General features: G+C 29.0%; 21 protein-coding genes. 9 read left to right on the forward strand and 12 right to left on the reverse strand.

Annotated elements, in window-relative coordinates:
* Positions 1-8: 8 nt before the first annotated feature.
* The 3 genes from AEBR_RS02585 to AEBR_RS02595 all read right to left on the reverse strand — a co-directional run bounded on the left by AEBR_RS02585 (position 9) and on the right by AEBR_RS02595 (position 3373).
* The gene (locus AEBR_RS02585; protein WP_128979994.1) at positions 9-1088 is read right to left on the reverse strand and encodes an amino acid ABC transporter permease; all 1080 of its coding nucleotides are present in this window, start codon (positions 1086-1088) and stop codon (positions 9-11) included.
* Positions 1088-2272, reverse strand: coding sequence for an amino acid ABC transporter permease (locus tag AEBR_RS02590; protein WP_129086929.1), 1185 nt, complete (start codon positions 2270-2272; stop codon positions 1088-1090). The genes AEBR_RS02585 and AEBR_RS02590 overlap by 1 nt, the downstream gene beginning before the upstream one ends.
* 84 nt (positions 2273-2356) lie before the next feature.
* A complete protein-coding gene (locus tag AEBR_RS02595) occupies positions 2357-3373 on the reverse strand; it encodes an amino acid ABC transporter substrate-binding protein (RefSeq protein WP_129086930.1) in 1017 nt (338 codons plus the stop codon).
* A 187-nt stretch (positions 3374-3560) separates the two neighbouring features.
* Here AEBR_RS02595 and AEBR_RS02600 point away from each other — a divergent pair, with 187 nt between their 5' ends.
* On the forward strand, positions 3561-3782 hold the full coding sequence (locus tag AEBR_RS02600) for an NAD(P)-dependent oxidoreductase (RefSeq protein WP_129086931.1): 222 nt from the start codon (positions 3561-3563) through the stop codon (positions 3780-3782).
* A gap of 172 nt (positions 3783-3954) precedes the next feature.
* Here AEBR_RS02600 and cobA read toward each other — a convergent pair whose 3' ends face one another.
* A complete protein-coding gene (cobA, locus tag AEBR_RS02605) occupies positions 3955-4689 on the reverse strand; it encodes a uroporphyrinogen-III C-methyltransferase (protein ID WP_129086932.1) in 735 nt (244 codons plus the stop codon).
* Positions 4690-4850: 161 nt separating this feature from the next.
* Between cobA and moaA the strand changes: the two genes are divergently transcribed.
* Entirely contained in the window at positions 4851-5813 is a 963-nt protein-coding gene (gene moaA, locus AEBR_RS02610) for a GTP 3',8-cyclase MoaA (RefSeq protein ID WP_129086933.1), read from the forward strand.
* A gap of 2 nt (positions 5814-5815) precedes the next feature.
* Here the strand turns inward: moaA and AEBR_RS02615 are convergent, their stop codons facing one another.
* The 3 genes from AEBR_RS02615 to AEBR_RS02625 form a co-directional block, all read right to left on the reverse strand.
* Positions 5816-6586, reverse strand: a complete 771-nt coding sequence (locus AEBR_RS02615; protein WP_172658839.1) for a hypothetical protein — start codon at positions 6584-6586, stop codon at positions 5816-5818.
* 60 nt (positions 6587-6646) lie between these two features.
* Positions 6647-7282 carry a hypothetical protein gene (locus AEBR_RS02620; RefSeq protein ID WP_129086935.1) on the reverse strand — a complete coding sequence of 212 codons (636 nt, stop codon included), beginning with the start codon at positions 7280-7282 and terminating at the stop codon, positions 6647-6649.
* A gap of 77 nt (positions 7283-7359) precedes the next feature.
* Positions 7360-8160: an ABC transporter ATP-binding protein gene (locus AEBR_RS02625; RefSeq protein WP_128980010.1), complete on the reverse strand. Its 801-nt coding sequence runs from the start codon at positions 8158-8160 to the stop codon at positions 7360-7362.
* Between the two features lie 149 nt (positions 8161-8309).
* Between AEBR_RS02625 and rpsO the strand changes: the two genes are divergently transcribed.
* The 3 genes from rpsO (at position 8310) to AEBR_RS02640 (ending at position 10181) form a co-directional block, all read left to right on the forward strand.
* Positions 8310-8582, forward strand: a complete 273-nt coding sequence (rpsO, locus tag AEBR_RS02630) for a 30S ribosomal protein S15 (protein WP_129086936.1) — start codon at positions 8310-8312, stop codon at positions 8580-8582.
* A gap of 151 nt (positions 8583-8733) precedes the next feature.
* On the forward strand, positions 8734-9135 hold the full coding sequence (locus tag AEBR_RS02635; RefSeq protein WP_129086937.1) for an Rrf2 family transcriptional regulator: 402 nt from the start codon (positions 8734-8736) through the stop codon (positions 9133-9135).
* Positions 9132-10181: a DHH family phosphoesterase gene (locus AEBR_RS02640; protein WP_129086938.1), complete on the forward strand. Its 1050-nt coding sequence runs from the start codon at positions 9132-9134 to the stop codon at positions 10179-10181. The genes AEBR_RS02635 and AEBR_RS02640 overlap by 4 nt, the downstream gene beginning before the upstream one ends.
* Before the next feature lie 3 nt (positions 10182-10184).
* On the opposite strand, the gene AEBR_RS02645 is transcribed toward AEBR_RS02640, so the two are convergent.
* Positions 10185-10811: a carbonic anhydrase gene (locus AEBR_RS02645; protein WP_129086939.1), complete on the reverse strand. Its 627-nt coding sequence runs from the start codon at positions 10809-10811 to the stop codon at positions 10185-10187.
* Position 10812: 1 nt separating this feature from the next.
* Entirely contained in the window at positions 10813-12264 is a 1452-nt protein-coding gene (locus AEBR_RS02650) for an acetyl-CoA carboxylase biotin carboxylase subunit (RefSeq protein ID WP_129086940.1), read from the reverse strand.
* 146 nt (positions 12265-12410) lie between these two features.
* Here AEBR_RS02650 and AEBR_RS02655 point away from each other — a divergent pair, with 146 nt between their 5' ends.
* Positions 12411-13286 (forward strand): AraC family transcriptional regulator, encoded by an 876-nt coding sequence (locus tag AEBR_RS02655; protein ID WP_129086941.1) that lies wholly within the window; start codon positions 12411-12413, stop codon positions 13284-13286.
* Positions 13287-13342: 56 nt separating this feature from the next.
* Here AEBR_RS02655 and AEBR_RS02660 read toward each other — a convergent pair whose 3' ends face one another.
* The 3 genes from AEBR_RS02660 to AEBR_RS02670 all read right to left on the reverse strand — a co-directional run bounded on the left by AEBR_RS02660 (position 13343) and on the right by AEBR_RS02670 (position 15890).
* Positions 13343-13609: a hypothetical protein gene (locus AEBR_RS02660; protein WP_129086942.1), complete on the reverse strand. Its 267-nt coding sequence runs from the start codon at positions 13607-13609 to the stop codon at positions 13343-13345.
* Positions 13610-13854: 245 nt separating this feature from the next.
* Positions 13855-14610 carry a response regulator transcription factor gene (locus AEBR_RS02665; protein ID WP_129086943.1) on the reverse strand — a complete coding sequence of 252 codons (756 nt, stop codon included), beginning with the start codon at positions 14608-14610 and terminating at the stop codon, positions 13855-13857.
* Positions 14610-15890: a sensor histidine kinase gene (locus tag AEBR_RS02670; protein ID WP_129086944.1), complete on the reverse strand. Its 1281-nt coding sequence runs from the start codon at positions 15888-15890 to the stop codon at positions 14610-14612. Before AEBR_RS02670 ends, AEBR_RS02665 begins: the two co-directional genes overlap by 1 nt.
* A 139-nt stretch (positions 15891-16029) precedes the next feature.
* On the opposite strand from AEBR_RS02670, the gene AEBR_RS02675 reads away from it, so the two are divergent.
* From AEBR_RS02675 to AEBR_RS02685, 3 genes are read left to right on the forward strand one after another with little or no spacing between them, the layout of a single operon-like run.
* Positions 16030-16635: a hypothetical protein gene (locus AEBR_RS02675; protein WP_129086945.1), complete on the forward strand. Its 606-nt coding sequence runs from the start codon at positions 16030-16032 to the stop codon at positions 16633-16635.
* Positions 16636-16645: 10 nt separating this feature from the next.
* Entirely contained in the window at positions 16646-18295 is a 1650-nt protein-coding gene (locus tag AEBR_RS02680) for an FAD-binding oxidoreductase (protein ID WP_228712165.1), read from the forward strand.
* Entirely contained in the window at positions 18288-18626 is a 339-nt protein-coding gene (locus tag AEBR_RS02685) for a c-type cytochrome (RefSeq protein ID WP_129086946.1), read from the forward strand. Before AEBR_RS02680 ends, AEBR_RS02685 begins: the two co-directional genes overlap by 8 nt.
* Positions 18627-18709: the final 83 nt, after the last annotated feature.

The raw sequence follows: 18709 nt of genomic DNA on the forward strand, positions 1-18709 counted from the left end.
TTTTCCTATTATCTATGATTTGTATTAAATCTATTCTCTATTGATTTAGCATATTTTGACATGCTAAAACAAATTATCCAGTAAATTAAGGTTACAAAAACATATCCTTCTGTTTCAAACCCTAGCCAATTTGCATCTGTTGCTGTTAGTGTTACCATTGCAAGCATATCAAATAGACCAATAATCAATACAAGAGTTGTATCTTTGAATAGTGAAATAAATGCACCAACAATATTTGGTATTGATATTTTAAGCGCTTGAGGAAGAATAATTAACCCCATTGTTTGCCAATATGAAAGACCTATTGAATCTGCTGCTTCATATTGTCCTTTTGGAATAGCTTGGAGACCACCTCTTATAACCTCTGCAATATATGCTGATTGGAATAGAGTAATACCAATTAAAGCTCTAAGAAGTTTGTCAAAATCCATCCCTTCAGGGAAAAATAGAGGAAGAATTACTGATGACATAAATAGAAGTGTAATTAAAGGAACACCTCTAATAAACTCAATATACATAACACTTATTGTTCTAATAATTGGCATATTTGATTGTCTTCCTAAAGCAAAAACAATACCAATAGGAAAAGAGGCAAGAATACCAACAGAAGCAACAACAATTGTTAAAAGTAATCCACCCCATTTTTGCGTTGGAATAATCTCTAAACCTAATCCTCCATGTAGAAGTAAAAGGGAAATTAAAGGGAAAGATACAATAATAAAAATTCTAAATTTAATATTTCTAATTTTTCTAAAAAGAACAATATAAAGAATAAAAATACCAACAATTAAGTTTGGTCTGTAATATTGATCTTCAGGATAAAAACCATATATAAATTGATTAAATTTTTCATAAATATATATCCATCTTGCACCATGACCAGTTATTTGTTCTTTTGTTCCACTCCAAGTGGCATCAAAAATCAAATAATTAAGAAGTGGTGGCACAACATAAAGTATAAGTGCAAAAGACAGAATAGTTAATATTGTACTAGATAGTGAAGAGAATAGATTTTCTCTAACCCAATATGTAAAACCTTTTGTATTAACAGGAGCTGGTCGGCTCTCTTTTTTACTATAGATAGCCATTATCTCTCCTTTATCTTTGTTCTTGAATTGAAGTAGTTCATAATTAAAGAGATGAAAATACTAATTGTTAAATAGACTGCCATTGTCATCAAAATAATCTCTATTGATTGTCCAACTTGATTTAGGGATGTTCCTGCAAAAACAGTAACTAACTCTGGATATCCAATTGCAGTTGCAAGGGAAGAGTTTTTTGTTAAGTTAAGATATTGATTGATTACAGGAGGAATTATTACTCTAAGAGCTTGAGGAAGAACAACTTTTTTTAGAATTATATAATCTTTTAATCCTAAGGCGTTTGCAGCCTCTTTTTGTCCTTTTGGAACAGCTTCAATACCAGCTCTTACTGCTTCAGCTATATATGTTGCTGTATAAATACTAAGTGCAAAAGTCAAAGCTAAGAGTTCAGGAATTAAACTCCATCCACCTTTAAAGTTAAACCCTTTTAAAGCTGGATAATCCAAAGTTGCAGGACTTCCACTAATAAAAAAAACCAATGTTGGTGCTATTATTAATATAGCTATTGATGTCCAAACTATTGGGAACTCTTCTCCTGTTTCCTCATGCCTTTTCTTTGACCATTTCCTTAAAAATATAACTGCAACTATCCCTAGAATAAATGCAATAAATACAGCTATAAAACCACTTTCTAAAATAGGTCTTGGTATATAAAGACCTCTATTATTGAAAAAAATTGTATCAAAATAAGATAGTGATTGTTTAGGAGTTGGAAGTGAGGCTAATACAACATTGTACCAAAATAGAATTTGCAAAAGAATAGGAATATTTCTAAAGGTTTCAATATAAACCATTGATAGTTTTGCAACCATAAAGTTTTTTGAAAGTCTTCCAATTCCAATTAGAAGTCCAATAACTGTTGCAAAAAATATTGATATAAAAGATACTAAAAGTGTATTTAGAAGTCCAATTATAAATACTTTTCCATGAGTATCTGATTCATCATAATGTATAAGAGTTTGTAAAATACCAAATCCTGCTTCATTATGTAAGAAATCAAATCCTGTATTAATCCCACGTTTTTCTATATTTACAAACATATTGTTTAAAACAAAATATGTAAATAAAAAAATAGCTAGTAATACTATAACCTGATAGATAAGTGCTCTATTTTCAGGATTATTATAAAAAGCAACGGATGCTTGTGGCTTTTTTTTGTGTTTTGTCATTTTTTTTCACCTTAAAAGAAAAAAGGGGAAGAACACTTCCCCCTCTTAGATTTGTAAAAAATTAGTAGCTTTGAGATAATTAGATTATCTAATTGGAGCTCCATATTGGATTCCACCATCTTTCCACAATGCATTAAGACCTCTACTAATTTGTAAAGGAGAACCTTTTCCTACATTTCTTTCAAATACTTCACCGTAGTTACCAACTTCTTTAATGATATAGTAAGCCCATTTGTTATCTAGACCTAAAAACTCACCAAAGTTACCAGTTACACCTAAAAATCTTTTAATATCTGGATTTTCACTTTTTAGCATCTCATCTACATTTGCAGATGTAATACCAAACTCTTCAGCATTTAACATTGCAATATGTACCCATCTTGCAATTTTAAACCATTTATCATCACCTTGTCTTACAACTGTACCTAAAGGCTCTTTAGAGATAATTTCTGGTAAAACGATAGCTGAATTTGGATCTTTTAAAGTTGTTCTTAATCCATAAAGTTGAGATGCATCAGAAGTTAAAACATCACATCTACCAGCTTCAAAACCTTCAATAGTTTGTGCTGATGTATCATATGTAATAGGTTTATACTCCATTTTGTTTGCTTTGAAGTAGTCAGTTAAGTTAAGCTCAGTTGTTGTACCTGCTTGAATACAAACAGTTGCTCCATCAAGCTCTTTTGCTGATTTTACTCCAATATTTTTTGAAACTAAAAAACCTTGACCGTCATAGTAGTTAACAGCAGCGAAAGTTAAACCTAATGAAGTATCTCTTGTAGCTGTCCAAGTTGTATTTCTAGCCAACAAATCTACTTCACCACTTTGAAGTGCTGTAAATCTCTCTTTTGCGTTTAAGTGAGCATATTTAACTTTTGAAGCATCACCAAAAATAGCAGCAGCTACAGCTCTACAAGCATCAACATCGATTCCTGCCCATACACCTTTTGAATCAGGAGATGCAAAACCAGGTAACCCTGTATTTAAGCCACAACTTAAGTAACCATTTTTCTTAGTAGTATCTAAAGTATCAGCTTGTGATACAGTTGCTGCAATAGCTAAAGCAGCAATACTCAACGACACAGATTTAAGTAATTTCATATTTTTTCCTTTTGTTGGTTTTGGAGTTACTATTATATATATTCTTAGTAGCAACCAAATAGCATTAACAATTATAATGTGCAAAATGCAACTTTTCTGTAATTATTTGTATAATTAATATGCAATTTACAATTTTCAATAAAAAAGAATTATTTGTTATGATATAACATCATAAAAAAGGCGTAAAATGGATTATTTACCGATTTTTTACTCACTGGAAAATAAAAAGATTTTAATAGTTGGAGTAGGAAAAATTGCATTAAAAAGATTAGAAATGGTTCTAAAATTTTGCAAAGATGTAACAATAATCTCACCACCAACTGATGAAAAAATAGATACTTTTATTGTACAAAATAGTTTAAATTATCTAAAAAGAGAGTATAAAAAAAGGGGACATAGAAGGTTTTGATATTGTAATAGTTACAGCAAATGATATATTTTTGTAAAAGTAAACTTCCTAAAAATTTTGGAGAGTTTTTAAACTATTTAGATGAGTATAGAAAAACTCATCCAAAAGGTGAAAAGAGAATGTAAAACTTAAAAAATATGGTTGATAAATATTTTGAAGAGAATTTCAAAGATTAGTTAAACCATTTAAGATCTTCTCTTAATTTTACCACTTCTCCTATAATTATAATAGAAGGGGAGATAGCCTCTTTAGATTTTTTTACAATATCTTCTAAAGTTCCAACAATTACTTTTTGATTTTTTGTTGTTCCATTTGAAATGATTGCACAAGGATAATTTTTTGGTTTTCCTACCTCTAAAAGTTTTGAAACTATTAATTCAATATTGTGTAAACCCATTAAAAAAACAATAGTTTCATCTTCAATAAAAGAGTTCCAATTTATATTTGCAATATTTTCACTACTTTTTCTATGTCCAGTTACAACTCTAAAAGAGGGAGTGATTCCTCTATTTGTTACAGGAATTCCTGCATATGCTGGAACTGAAATAGCTGAAGTTATTCCAGGGATAATCTCAAATTCAATTCCCCTTTGTTTTAAGTACAAGGCCTCTTCTCCTCCTCTTCCAAAAACAAAAGGATCTCCCCCTTTAAGTCTTACTACAGACTCATATTTTAGGGCACTTTGATAAATTATTTCATTTATTTCATCTTGAGGAACACTATGGTGCCCTTTCTCTTTTCCAACAAATATTAATTTTACATCTTTTTTTGCTTCATTCAAAATTTCGGGGTTTGCAAGTCTGTCATATATTATTATATCTGCACTTTGAATCATTTTTAGTGCTTTAATTGTAAGAAGATCAATATCACCTGGTCCAGCACCGGTTAAATAAACTTTACCTTTCATTAACTCTCTTTTTGGCAAAATTATACCTTATTTAGTTTAGTATAAATTTTATTTCGAATATTAGATAATATACAATGTTTAATTTTTAATTTACTTTAACATATTTTAGGACCTTTAAGTTTATTTATATTAAGCTAGAAAAATTTTGAATAGGAAAGCAGATGTTAATCGATGGGCATGGAAGAGAAGTTGATTACCTCAGAGTTTCCGTGACTGAAAGGTGTAATTTTAGATGTCAGTATTGTATGCCAGAAAAACCTTTCTCATGGGTTCCCAGGGAAGAACTTTTAAGTTATGAGGAGTTGTTTGAATTCGTCAAAGTCGCAATTGACGAAGGAATAAGAAAAGTAAGAATTACAGGAGGAGAACCACTTTTAAGAGAAGGGCTTGATAACTTTGTAAAAATGATTGCAGAGTATAAAGATGGTATTGATTTGGCTTTAACAACTAATGGGTATCTTTTACCTCAAGTTGCAGATAAATTAGCTAAGGCTGGGCTAAAAAGAATAAATGTATCTTTAGACTCATTAAAAGAAGAAGTTGCAGAAAAAATTGCACAAAAGAATGTTCTAAAAAAAGTTTTAGAAGGGATTCAAGCAGCAGATGATGCAGGTTTAAAAATAAAAATAAATTGTGTTCCAATGAGGGGCGTAAATGATAAAGAACTTGTTGATTTAATTGAATTTTGTAGAAAAAGAGAATATCCAATCAGATTTATTGAATTTATGGAAAATGAACATGCACACAGTGGTGCAAAGGGTTATACTTCTGAGCAAATTCAAGAGATTATTGGGAAAGATTACAAGTTTAAAAAAGTTGAAAGAACAGGAAGTTCACCTTCACAAGATTATGAGATGGAAGATGGTTATGTTTTTGGGATAATTGAACCCCATAAAGATGATTTTTGTGCTACATGTAATAGAATAAGATTGACTGCAAGTGGAGTTTTAATTCCATGTCTATATTTTGAAGATGCCCAAAGTATCAAAGAGGCTATAAAAAATAAAGATATTAAAAAAGCAGTTGAAATTTTAAAAGATGTATTGGCAAAAAAACCTGAAAAGAATAGATGGTCAGAAGACTCAAAAATCTCTTCAAGGGCATTTTATGAAACAGGGGGATGATATTAAAGAAGGCTAATTTTTTGCCTTCCCATCTCCTGCAACATTTTTATCTGTTCAATTTTTTCAACTTTATAAAACTCTATAAAGTAGCCAAAAACATTTGATTTTAAGAAGATAAAACTGTTGCCATTTTTTGAACTTTTTATTAAGTAGGCATTATTTGTGTTTGTCTCAATAATAGTGTAATCTTTATATAAAGCCTCAATTTGAAGTCTTAAAGATAGAAACTCTTTTTTTCTTTTCGAAATAACCCCTAAATAGAAAGAATCACCAGCTTTTTTTGTAAATTTTTGTTCTTTTGTTAAATCTATATTTAACTCTTTTACAAGTTTTGTAAGTTTTATATCTTGTTTATCTCCTAAATCATTTTCTAGAAGAAATTTTGTTAACTCTTCAGCTTTTGTAAGTCCAAAATCATATATTAAACCATCTGTTAGTTTTATCTCTTGTTTATCATCTAAAATAAATGTAACAGCAAAGTTTGAGTAGATATTTCCAGTTAAATAGGCAATTTCTGTTTTAACTTCTTTAATAGTTTTTCTAATAATTGTAACCTCTTTTACAACTTTTTTATTATCAAAAATTTTCCAAGAAACTGAATTTTCATCAATAGAGATTTCAATCTCTCTTTTTACGAAAATAACATAAAAAATAGAAGCAATTTGAAATGAACAAAGAGCAATTGAGCCAAAAAATAGAAGTTTATAAATAAACTCACCTTTTAAGTATCCTTGATACATCACTAAAGCAAAAATTGAAAATGCAATAAACATAAAGAGTTTATATATAAAACCTTTTTCAAGAATAAAAATGCGCACTAATAACTACCTTTTTTAAATATAAGCAGTTAATAGTGTATCATTTTTATTATTAGTTAAAAGAGTATTTTGGAATTCTCTCATTCCATTTTTAAGAACTAACTCTTGATGAGTAGTTGCGTTTTTTATTTCATTGTTCTCATCCTCTTTTCTTCTTTTAAATTCTGTACTACTTTCTAAAACGTTTTCTCTTTTATCAATTTTGAATTTTGATAAAAATAGATTTTGTTCTAAAAGATAAAGAAGAGAGAAAATTTCATTTTTTGTAAAAATTTTTTCGTTTTCTGTTGAGAATTTCATCCAATATAGTGTTCTTATTATATGGGCTGAAACCTTTGTAATAATAGATGATTTTTCACAAAATTCTATTATCTCATATTCATTTATATTTTGCCATCTCTCTTTTAATGATGAGGCTGATTTGTTATACAATTCTCTATTTTTGTTGGTATTTAAAAAAGTTTCAATATTAAAAGTTTCAACTCTTCTTTGAAGATTTGAAATGGCACATTGCCAGATTACAAAAATAGAAAATGAAAGTTTTTCTAATTCTATTAATTCTAAGGCCTCTTTTAAATTATAGATTTCCATCTCTGCTAAATTAAAAGAGGGATTAATTGGGTTATTTAAAATTTCAGGAATTTTTTCCATAATCTCTCCTTTTCTTTAATTTAGATTAAATTTATACAAATTGTAACACAAAAAGAGATTTTTTGCAAGGGAAGAGATTAATTAATTGATTTTACATAGTATCTGTTATTTTCATTTGCAAGAGTTATTTTAGAATCAAAAATTTTTGAGATATTTTCTGATGTTAAAATATCAGCCTTTTTCCCTTTTTTATAGATTGTTTTATTGTACATCAATGCAATATTGTCAATCTCTGGAAAAATCTCTTCAAAGTGGTGAGTTACTATAATAATTGAAGAGTTCTTAGATAGTTTTCTAATAATATTCAAAAAACTAACTTGAGCTTTTATATCAAGTCCTGTTGTTGGTTCATCAAGGATAAAAGCTTTTGGTTTATGTATTAAAGCTCTTCCAATTACACAACGTCTTAGTTGTCCTGTACTCATTTGGTGAACTCTCTTGTCTTTTATCTCTAAAATTTCTAAAAACTCTAATACTTCCAAAGCTCTTTCATGTTGTTCATTGGTAAAATCTTGGTGTTTAAATATTCCTATTGAACTATAATAACCACTTAGAACAACTTCATAGGCTGTTAAAAAATTTCCATGTTTTTCAAAATAGTTGTGTAAATCATTTGTAATTATCCCTAAATTCTTTTTTAGTTCGAAAATACTCCATCTCTCTTTTCCAAAAAGATTTTTTCTAAATTTATATTTAGTATTTGGATACAAATCATTTGATATTAGTTTTATAAGTGTAGATTTTCCACTTCCATTTTGTCCTAAAATGGCCCAATGTTCCCCTTGATTTATAGTCAAATTGATATTCTCAAGCACAGGTGTTATCTCATAACTTACATATATATTTTCAAAATCAATAATTTTTAAATTTTCATTCATAGTTGTACTTTGTTTTTTAGAAATAATACCAAATTTTTCTTCATATTATAGTTAACTATTTAATTAAACAAATATTAATGTTAAATAGAATAAAATACGCCTCCACTTAAGTTTAAGTGAGATTATATACACCTATTAGGAGGTCGAAAATGGCTTTAGATCAGGAAGTAAAAGCAGATATTATTGCGAAATACAGAAGAGACGATAAAGACACAGGTTCAGCAGAAGTTCAAATTGCTATTTTAACAGAGCAAATTAAAGTTTTAACTGAGCATTTAAAAACTAACAAAAAAGATCACTCATCAAGATTAGGTCTTTTAAAAATGGTTGGTAAAAGAAAAAGACTTTTAGCATATTTAAGAAGAACTGATTATGTTAAATTTACTTCATTAGTAGCTGACTTAGGAATTAGAGCTAAATAATTAGCTTTTTATAACTATTATAAAAGGTTGCAAGCTATCTTGCAACCTTTTTTTTTAATAAAGTTTAAAATTAATTGAAAAAAATAAACTAAATTAATATTTCTTCTAGTAAAATAGATATTTATTAAAAATTCAAAAGTTTAGGAAATATATGTTACTTACAAAAAAGAGCGAATATGCATTGTTGTCATTAATTTCAATTGCAAAGAGTGATACCCCTAAAAACGTGGACGTGTTATCTCGTGAGCTTAATATTCCTAAATCTTTTTTGGCTAAAATCATGCAAAATTTAGCAAAAAATGATATTGTTATTTCTCACAGGGGAGTAAATGGTGGTTTTGTACTAAAAAAACCCTATGATGAGATTACAATTTTAGAGATTACAACTGTTGCAGAAGAGAAAATTCCTTCTGTTTTTGAGTGTTCTCCATCAGTAAACTCTTGCCCTTCAGATTTAGCAAATGCATGTAATTTATGGCCAGTTTTGAACAACTTACAAAGTAGAATAAATGTCTTTTTAGAGGAATTAACGCTAAAGGATATTGCTTCATGACCCTTTTTCACCTATCGCATACCGATTTAGATGGATATGGTTGTCAGTTAATTACAAAAGAGTATTTTAAAAAAGGATTTTTTTATAATGCAAATTATGGTTTAGAGGTAAAACTAAATCTAAATAAAATGTTTAATGACATTGAAGCATATAAAAGTGATGAAATTCTTTTTTTAATTACTGATTTAAACTTGACTTCACAAGAATCAAAAGATTTAAATAAAAAAATTGATGAGATGAATAGTGATGGTTTTAATATAAAACTTCAACTTTTGGATCATCATGGAACTGGGCAAAAGAGTGCAGAAGAGTTTTCTTGGTATTATTTAGATACTTCAAGATGTGCTACACTTATTACTTACAGTTACATAAATAAAGAGCTTGATGGTTTTTCACAAGAGACAAAAACTTGGCTTGAACCATTGATTCATAGTATAAATGCAATTGATATTTGGGTGGATGTTGGAACTTCAAGCTTTGAGTTTGGAAAAGTATTACTATCTATGGTTAGTCAAGTAAAAGAGGTAAATGCAATTTTATTTCCAGAATTAAATAGAGAGTTTAGACACTTTTTATTAAAAGAGTCTGCTAAATATATTAATGAAAATAGTGCAAATATAAAACTTGACAATGATGTCCATTTTTTAAAGAAGAGATTTTTAATGGGTGATGGGAATGATGATACCATTGATAATCTAAGTGCAAAGTATTTGGTAAAATCTTTAGAGAGTTTAAAAGAGAACTTAACTGTAACATATAAAGGGCATAAAGGACTTTTAACATATACTTTAGGTTCTATATCGATTCCTGCAAATGCTTTTTTAGTTGCAAATGAGGATTATGATTTTTTTATTGATATAAGTAGAAAAGGAAATACCTCTTTTAGAGCTGATGGAAAAGTTGATGTATCTTTTATTGCACAAAAGCTTGCAGATGGTGGTGGACATCCAAATGCTGCTGGTTGTAAATTTGATGATTTTAAAGAGAGTATTGACTACAACGAAGTGAAAAAGTTTATACAAGATAAACTAGATTCACTTAAATAAAAACTATTCAAAAACTTTTTTTTCTCTGTTGTAGTACTCAATAGAACCATCTTCTATTTTGTAGTACCAGCCATGAATACTCAATCTTCTTTCATCAATTCTTTTTTTAACCTCGGGAAAGGTTAAAAGATTTTCCAATTGACAGATTACAGATTTTTTTTCAGTCTCTCTGTAGACTCTTTGTTCGTCAATTTTAATATCAAAATCTTTTAATACCATCTCTTTTGCTTTCATTCCAAGTTGTAGCCATTTTTTCATATGAACCAAAGAGTCATTATGTTCTAAATCCATATATAAAGATTTACATGCTCCACAATATGAGTGCCCACAGATAATTATATGTTTTACATCTAAAACTGATAAGGCAAACTCAATTGCAGCTGTTGTTCCATGGAAGTCATTGTCATTTTTATATGGAGGTACAAAATTTCCTACATTTCTAACAATAAACATATCTCCAGGTTTAGAAGAGATAATTAGATCAGGAACAACTCTGCTATCGCTACAACCTATAAATAAAATCTCAGGAGATTGCCCTTTCTCAACAAGAGTTCTAAAGTCATTTTTGTAGTCGTTAAATTTTGTTTTTTTAAAGAGTTTGTTCCCCTCTTTTAAATCCTCTATAGTCACTTTACATTCTCACTTTTACATTTTTTGATTTTACACTATCAATAAACTTCATAATTGAAGCGATTTTTTTCTCTTCCTCTTCAAGGTGATTTTTTGCATCAAGGGTAAATTTATCCATATTTTTATCTAAATAGTTAGTTGTAATTTTCCCCTTTTTAAACTCTTCATCCCTTACAATTTCTCTGTGAAGTTGAATATTAGTTGGAAAACCTTCCAAAGTAAACTCATCCAATGCTCTTTTTGCTTTTTTAACAGCACCTCCCCAATCAAGTGCCCAAACTATAAGTTTTCCAATCATTGAGTCATAATTTGCAGGAACTTTATATCCTGTATAGGCACTTGAATCAAGTCTAACTCCTGGTCCATTTGGAGTTAAATATCTTTCTATTGTACCTGTTGAAGGCATAAAATTTTTCTGAGGATTCTCTGCATTGATTCTAAACTCTATTGCATAACCTCTAAATTTTATCTCTTCTTGCATATATTTCATTTTATCACCATCTGCAATCTCTATCATTCTTTGAATAATATCTATACCACTTATAATCTCTGTTACTGGATGCTCAACTTGAACTCTTGTATTCATCTCAATAAAGTAGATGTTATCATTTTGATCAATCAAAAATTCAACTGTTCCAACACTCTCATATCCAAGTTTAAACATAGCCTTTGTGGAGATTCTAAAAAGCTCTTTTCTTACTTCATTATTTAGTTTTGGAGATGGAGCTATTTCTATTACTTTCTGATGTCTTCTTTGAATAGAACAATCCCTTTCTCCCAAATGCACAACATTTCCATATTTGTCTGCAATAATTTGAACTTCAATATGTCTTGGGTTTTCAACATATTTTTCTATAAATACTTGACCATTCCCAAAAAATTTAACCGCCTCATTTGTAGCTGCTTCAAACATTTTGTCAAACTCATTTTCAGCTCTTACTATTCTCATCCCTCTACCTCCTCCACCAAAGGCAGCTTTGATAATAACAGGATAACCTATTTTAGAAGCAATTGTTTTTGCCTCTTTTTTATCTTCAATTGGTTCATTAGTCCCTTCAAGTACTGGAACACCAACTTTTTTCATTGCAACTTTTGATGCCATCTTATCTCCAAAAAGTGCTATATGTTCAGGTTTTGGACCAATAAAGATGATACCAGCTTCTTCACAGGCTTTTGCAAAATCTGCATTTTCACTTAAAAATCCATATCCAGGATGGATTGCATCACATTTTGCTTTTTTAGCAACAGAGATAATTGTCTCATAGTTTAGATATGCTTGTAGAACATCTCCTAATATTGGATAACACTCATCTGCTTTTCTTACCCAAATTCCTTCAACATCTACCTCTGAAAAGATTGCAACACTTGTAATCTCTAACTCTTTACAGGCTCTTATTATTCTAAGAGCTATCTCACCTCTATTTGCTATTAAAACTTTTGATATCTTATTCATATTGAACCTTTTATTTATTTTTTCCATATTGTAAGATTATAAAATCAAAAAATCTTTATCTTTTATGCTAAATATTTTATTTAATTATGCTTATAACATTGTCTATTAGTGCTTAAAATTTATTCTATTTTTGATATTATTAATTTATGAAAAAAGAGACCTTAGAAAAACGAACCAAAATTGCAAATGATATTATGTACTATATTTATACTCATATAGACACCCATATTGATATTGAAGAGTTAAGTTATGATTTAAATATTAGTAAATTTCATATGCATAGAATTTTTAAAGAGGCTTTTGGAAAAAATATTTATGAGAGTATTAAATCAATTAGACTTCAAAAAGCTGCAAATCTTCTTTTGACAAACAGATACTCAACTATCTCAAATATTGCAAATTTGTGTGGATATAGTTCTCACTCCTCTTTTATTAAAGCTTTCACAAACAGATTTGAGATGTCACCAAAATTATGGAGAAGTGGAGGTTATAAAGTATATTCAAATAAAATTATGAGTCAATCTAAAAAAGCTATGGAGTCAAAAGCAGAATTTTCAAGATTAATACCAAGTATTGTAAAGATGCCAGAGATTGAGTGTTATTACATTAGAAATAAAGGTTATAATATAAATATTAAACCAACTTGGCAAAAGTTGCATACTTTGGCTTTAAATAATGATATAAAAGAGTATAAACATATTGCACTATTACATGATAACCCAGTTATTACTCCACTTAATGAGTGCCAATATATTGCTTGTATTAAAACTGATGAAAAAAGTGAACTATTATCTCAAAGAGTGCCAAAATTCAAAATCTCAAGTGGAGTTTATGCAAAGTTTGATTTAAAAGGGCACCAAGGAGATATACTGAAATTTATAAATTGGGTTTACCATGAGTGGCTTTTAAATAGCGATTATGAGACAACAACAAAACCCTCATATATAATTTATCATAAAAATAATTTTCTAAGTTTGGATAATGAGTTTGATATGAGTTTTTATGTATCTGTTAACTATTAAGATAGTTTTCTAAATTTAAAACTATCTTTATATAGTTATATATTTAAAAGTAAAAATTATTTGCTTTTTGTCATTTCATTATGATTCATCATATTATGATTTGTCATTTCATTTTGATTTTTCATCTCATTATGATTCATTCCCTCATGATTCATATTACCATTATTCATCATTTGAGTATTATCCATTTTGTTGTTATTCATCATCTTTTCATGATTCATTCCACTATGATTCATTCCTTCATGCTTCATGCTATTTTCATTTGCAAAAGCAACTCCTACTAATAGTGATGTTGTTAATGCGATTGATGTAATCTTTTTCATTCTTCTCCTTTAAATAAATTTGCTTAATTATAAAAATTAAATATGGAAGGAATATGGAAATTGTCTTAATTAATAAAATTAATTTATTTTAAGTATTAAAATTCAATTTTTCTTTTTTATTTGTATATTTAGTGATAAGCTAAACAAAAAGTATTATTATGGAATGCGAATCCCTTTTTGTGAACAGTAACAAAGATGAGATAAAAGAGATTTTTGATAATACAAAAACAATCGCAATTATTGGACTATTTTATCTCTATTTTGTATCCAACTCCTGAGTGTCTAGTAATGAGGGCTTTATCAACTTTTTGTCTTAATCTAAATAGCACATTTCTTAGTGCACCTTCTCCCACTAAGTCTCCATTATATAAGTAATCTTCTATGGCTTCACTACTTACAATGGCATTCTCATTATCAAGCAAAATATCAAAAAGCATAATCTCTTTTTTATTTAGTGGAATCTCTTTTTTTTCTAAAAATAGTCTGTTCTCTTCTCTATCAAAGAGATAACCAAACTTTAAAGTACAAAATCTTTTTTTTATATATCTTTTTTCACTCTCCTCTAGATTTTTTTCTAAAGCCATAAAGTGTTTTTGATTTGTCTCTAATTCTTTTTCAAGTTTTTGCTTAGCTGAAAATTTTGTTAATGCAAGTTCAACTACAGCCTTTAGTTCAGCATCTTTAAAGGGTTTTATAATATATCCATATGGTTCATGTTTTATGGCTCTCTCTATTGTATGGTTTTTATCATTTGCAGTTAAAAAGATAAATGGTATATTGTATTTTTGTGAAATAGTGTCACTTAAACTTATACCATCTTCACCTTTTTTCAATGTTATATCTAAAATGGCTAAATCACATCGATTTTGCTCCAATAAAGATAAAGCTTTTTTGATACTACTAGCAATACCAATTACATTATACCTAAAGGCTTCAAGCGCCTCTTTTATATCCATTGCTGTTACAATTTCATCTTCCACTATTAAAATACTTTTTTTCATTAATTCTCTTCAGCTCTAAGTTTGTAGGTAATTTCACAGTAAAAGCCATTTTTTGTATCTAATTTTAGTTCACCTTCTAGTTGAAGTTCTGCAATAGATTCAATTAGTTGCCATCCCAAAGAGTTGCTATTTTTTAAATCCTCTTTACTACAACCTTTACCTGTATCTTTCAATCCAAAATTAATCTCATCACCATTTTTATGAATAAAAATATCTATCTCTCCCTCTTTTTTCTCTTTAAAAGCGTGTTTGATTGAGTTTAGTAGTAGTTCATGGATAACTAAGGCTGTTAAAACCGAGTAATTTATTCCTAAATTTACATCTTTTGAAACATCAATATTTATTTTTATATTATCGCCTAGATTATAGATATCTTTCATAGCAAGACAAAGTTTTTCAAGGTATTGATTCATATCAATTTCACTTAAATTATCACCTTGGTATAAAATCTCATGTACTAAAGCAATTGCATAGATTCTACTTCTTGTTTTGTCAAGTTGACTGTTTATATTGCTATCTTTTTCTCTTCTTTTTTGCATTGAAAGTAGTGAAGAGAGAACTTGAAGATTGTTTTTTACCCGATGGTGAATCTCTTTTATTAAAATCTCTTTCTCTTTTAAAGAGGTAGTTATTATATTCTCTTTTCTTTTTTGTTCTGTAATATCCCTTGCAAAAGCACAAACATACTCTTCATCTTCATTTACTAAAAAGTAGTTTGCAGCTATAAAACAAGGAAAGGTTATTCCATCTTTTGTGGTTAGTTGAGACTCAAAATAGTTATACTGTTTTTTCTTTTGAATAATGGTTTTTTCTATCTCATCAAATCTTTTATCTATCTTGGAGATATGCATGTCAAGTAGTTCAACTTTTTTATACCCAAGCATTTTGCATAGTCTATTATTTACATATACAATATTCCCATCAAATTTAAACCAATATATGGCATCTGCAGTATTATCAAGTACAAAGTTTATAAGCTTTAGATTCTCACTCTCCTGTTTTTGAAAAAGTATTAGTTTCTCTTTTGCCTCTTTTTCTATTTTTGCAATACTTCTTAAAAAGAAGTATAAAAATATACTTGCAACTATAAAAAAAGTGATTCCTAAAAGTAGTGGAAGTTTAGTGCCCTCAAATTTATTTGTATGCTGGATTATAAACATTGATACACTATTTACAAGATAGATCCCAAATATACCTATTAATAAAAAAGATAGTGAATATAATTTTGCTTTTTTCTCATTTGGAATTTTAGCAATAATATTTAGGATTTCATTGAACATTAGATTCCTCTACATATCTATAAGAATAGAAAAGATTATATAACTTTTCATATTAGATACAAAATAAATCTTAATATGAGAGTTTTTTGAGATTTTTTTCATTTACAATTTTACTATCGATAAAAAGAAAGGAGACAAGATGAACAATATTTCTAGACGTTCTTTTATAAAAAGTACGAGTTTAGGAATGACTATTTTTGCTACACAAGCTTTCTCACAACCTTTATCGACACTAATATTTGATAACAAAAAACAAAACATAATTGATTTGGACTATGTGATTTATGATAAAGGTGTTAAAAGAAGTGAAGAGTTTGCCAAAAAAATGGCAGCACTGGGAACTAAAACCTATGAGATTAATGGTGATATTTCCAATCTGTGGAGTGAAGTCATAAGACCTACTTGGGGTATAAAAAATGATACTGCAATTGCAGGATTGACTACTTATGAGACTCTGTTTGTTTTACAAAAAGTTGCTTTTGATAGGGGAATGGTTCTATATTTTAATGCGGAACATAAAATTGATGGAAAAGATGCAATACATAATATTAAAACTACAAAAAATCAATTTGCAAAAATCAAAAACAACTTAGGAAAATATAGCTGGACAGAGACTTTGGCTTTAAATATGAATAGTTATCCATATGAAAAAGCACAAATAAGAAGTGATTTAAAAAGTGTGGCAGATAGCAGTGCCAATAAAGAGATTTTATACTCTTGGATAATTGCACCAAGAGTTAGTTAAAGGAGAAGATATGTCAAAAAATGAAGATACTATGATATTACCAAATGGAGTTAATAAAAAGGATTTTTTAGCAGCAATTAAAGAGTTTGAAAAAATTGTTGGTAAAAAATGGGTATTTAAATCAAAAGAAGATGTTTATTTATATAGGGATGCTTACTCTCCATATTGGGATGAACCAGAGGAACCAATCCCTTCTCTTGCAGTTGCTCCAAAAAGTACTGAAGAGGTACAAGAGATAGTAAAAGTTGCAAATCAATATAAAATTCCTATTTTCCCTATATCAACAGGTAAAAACTTAGGATATGGTTCATCAGCTCCAAATAATAGGGGTGATGTAGTTGTGGATTTAAAAAGAATGAACAAAATTATTGAGGTAAATGATAAAAGAAATTACTGTATCTTAGAGCCAGGGGTTTCATATTTTGACCTTTATAACTATATTGAAGAGAATAATCTAAATGTTATGATGGATATACCAGATCCAGGTTGGGGAAGTCCCGTTGGAAACTCACTTGACCATGGATGGGGTTATTTACATGGACAATTTAGGGATCACTTTGGAAATCACTGCGGTATGGAGGTAGTACTTCCAAATGGTGAACTAATGAGAACTGCAATGGGAGCTCTACCAGGAGCAAAAACCTTCGCAGAGAATAAATATGGGTATGGACCATATGTGGATGGGCTTTTTTCTCAATCAAATTTTGGGATTGTAACAAAAATGGGATTTTGGATGATGCCAAAACCTGAGCACTATACTTTAGCTGCTATTACAGTTCCAAGAAGAGATGATTTAATCCCTTTAGTGGAGATTTTAAACTATTTGGAGGACTCCTCTATTGTTGGATGGCCTTTGTATAGAAGTCCATTAAATCCAGAGTATGGTAAACCTATGAATCCTGAATTAAAATCATATTTAACTTCTAAAAATGGAAAACCAGATATTGAAAAAATTCAAGATTATGCATTAAGAAATGAAATTCCATATTGGAGAATTGATGTTTCTTTATATGGTACAAAAGATGCAGTCGCTGCAAATATAAACTATATGAAAGAGAGATTTTCAAAAGCAATCAAGGGCTCAAAAGTCGAAGTTACTGAGGATTATGACCTACCATTGACAGAAGAGCAAAAAAAATCTTTGAAACATAAAGTAACTTTAGGTATTCCAAACTTAGAGATTTTCTGGTTAAGTACTAGAGGGGAAGAGCTTGGTCCAAAAGATGGCCATGTTTGGTTCTCACCTATTATTCCAAGGGATGGTAAAGAGCTTTTAAAATGTCAAGAGATTTATATTGATACTTTCTATGAACTTGGAATGGAGTCTATGATTACACCATTCTCACACCCAAGAACTTGGATGTATAGAGCCTTTTGTTTTATGATTGGATTTGCTAACTCTAGAGAAGATAAAGAGATAAATGAAAAAATGAGAAAAGTTTATACAACTATGGTAAAAGTTGCTGCTAAACATGGTTGGGGAGATTATAGAGCTGCACCACCATTCCAAGATATTGTATCAGGAGTTTATAACTTCAATGACAATATTCTAAAAAGATTTGCAGAACAATTAAAAGATACCATAGATCCAAATGGTATTATTGCTCCAGGTAGAGGAGGAATTTGGCCAAAAAGATTAAGAGGAGATAAAAATGCTTAGAAATATATATAAAATATTATTACTGCTACTCCTTGCTTCTGCAACAGTGTATGCAAGTGATTCAAGTAAATTTGACCAAGGTAAAAAAGTATTTGATAAATGGTGTATCCATTGCCATGGAGTGGGAATGCCTGCAACAGACGCACTAAAAATAGTATATAAAGGAACAGATATTTCTCCTGTACTAGAAGAAAGAAAAGAGTTAGATGCAGATTTTGTAAAATATATAGTTAGAAATGGAAAATTTAGTATGCCATTTTTTAGAAAAACTGAAATTAATGATGAGCAACTAAACAGTTTAGCTCTATATCTCTCTACAAAAAACAAATAAAAATAACCAAAACTTTAGAAGACTTTCTAGGCAAAAATGCTTAGAAAGTTTTTATAAATATTATTATTCAAATCTGCTATAAT

This window comes from Halarcobacter ebronensis (assembly GCF_013201825.1).
Lineage (GTDB): Bacteria > Campylobacterota > Campylobacteria > Campylobacterales > Arcobacteraceae > Halarcobacter > Halarcobacter ebronensis.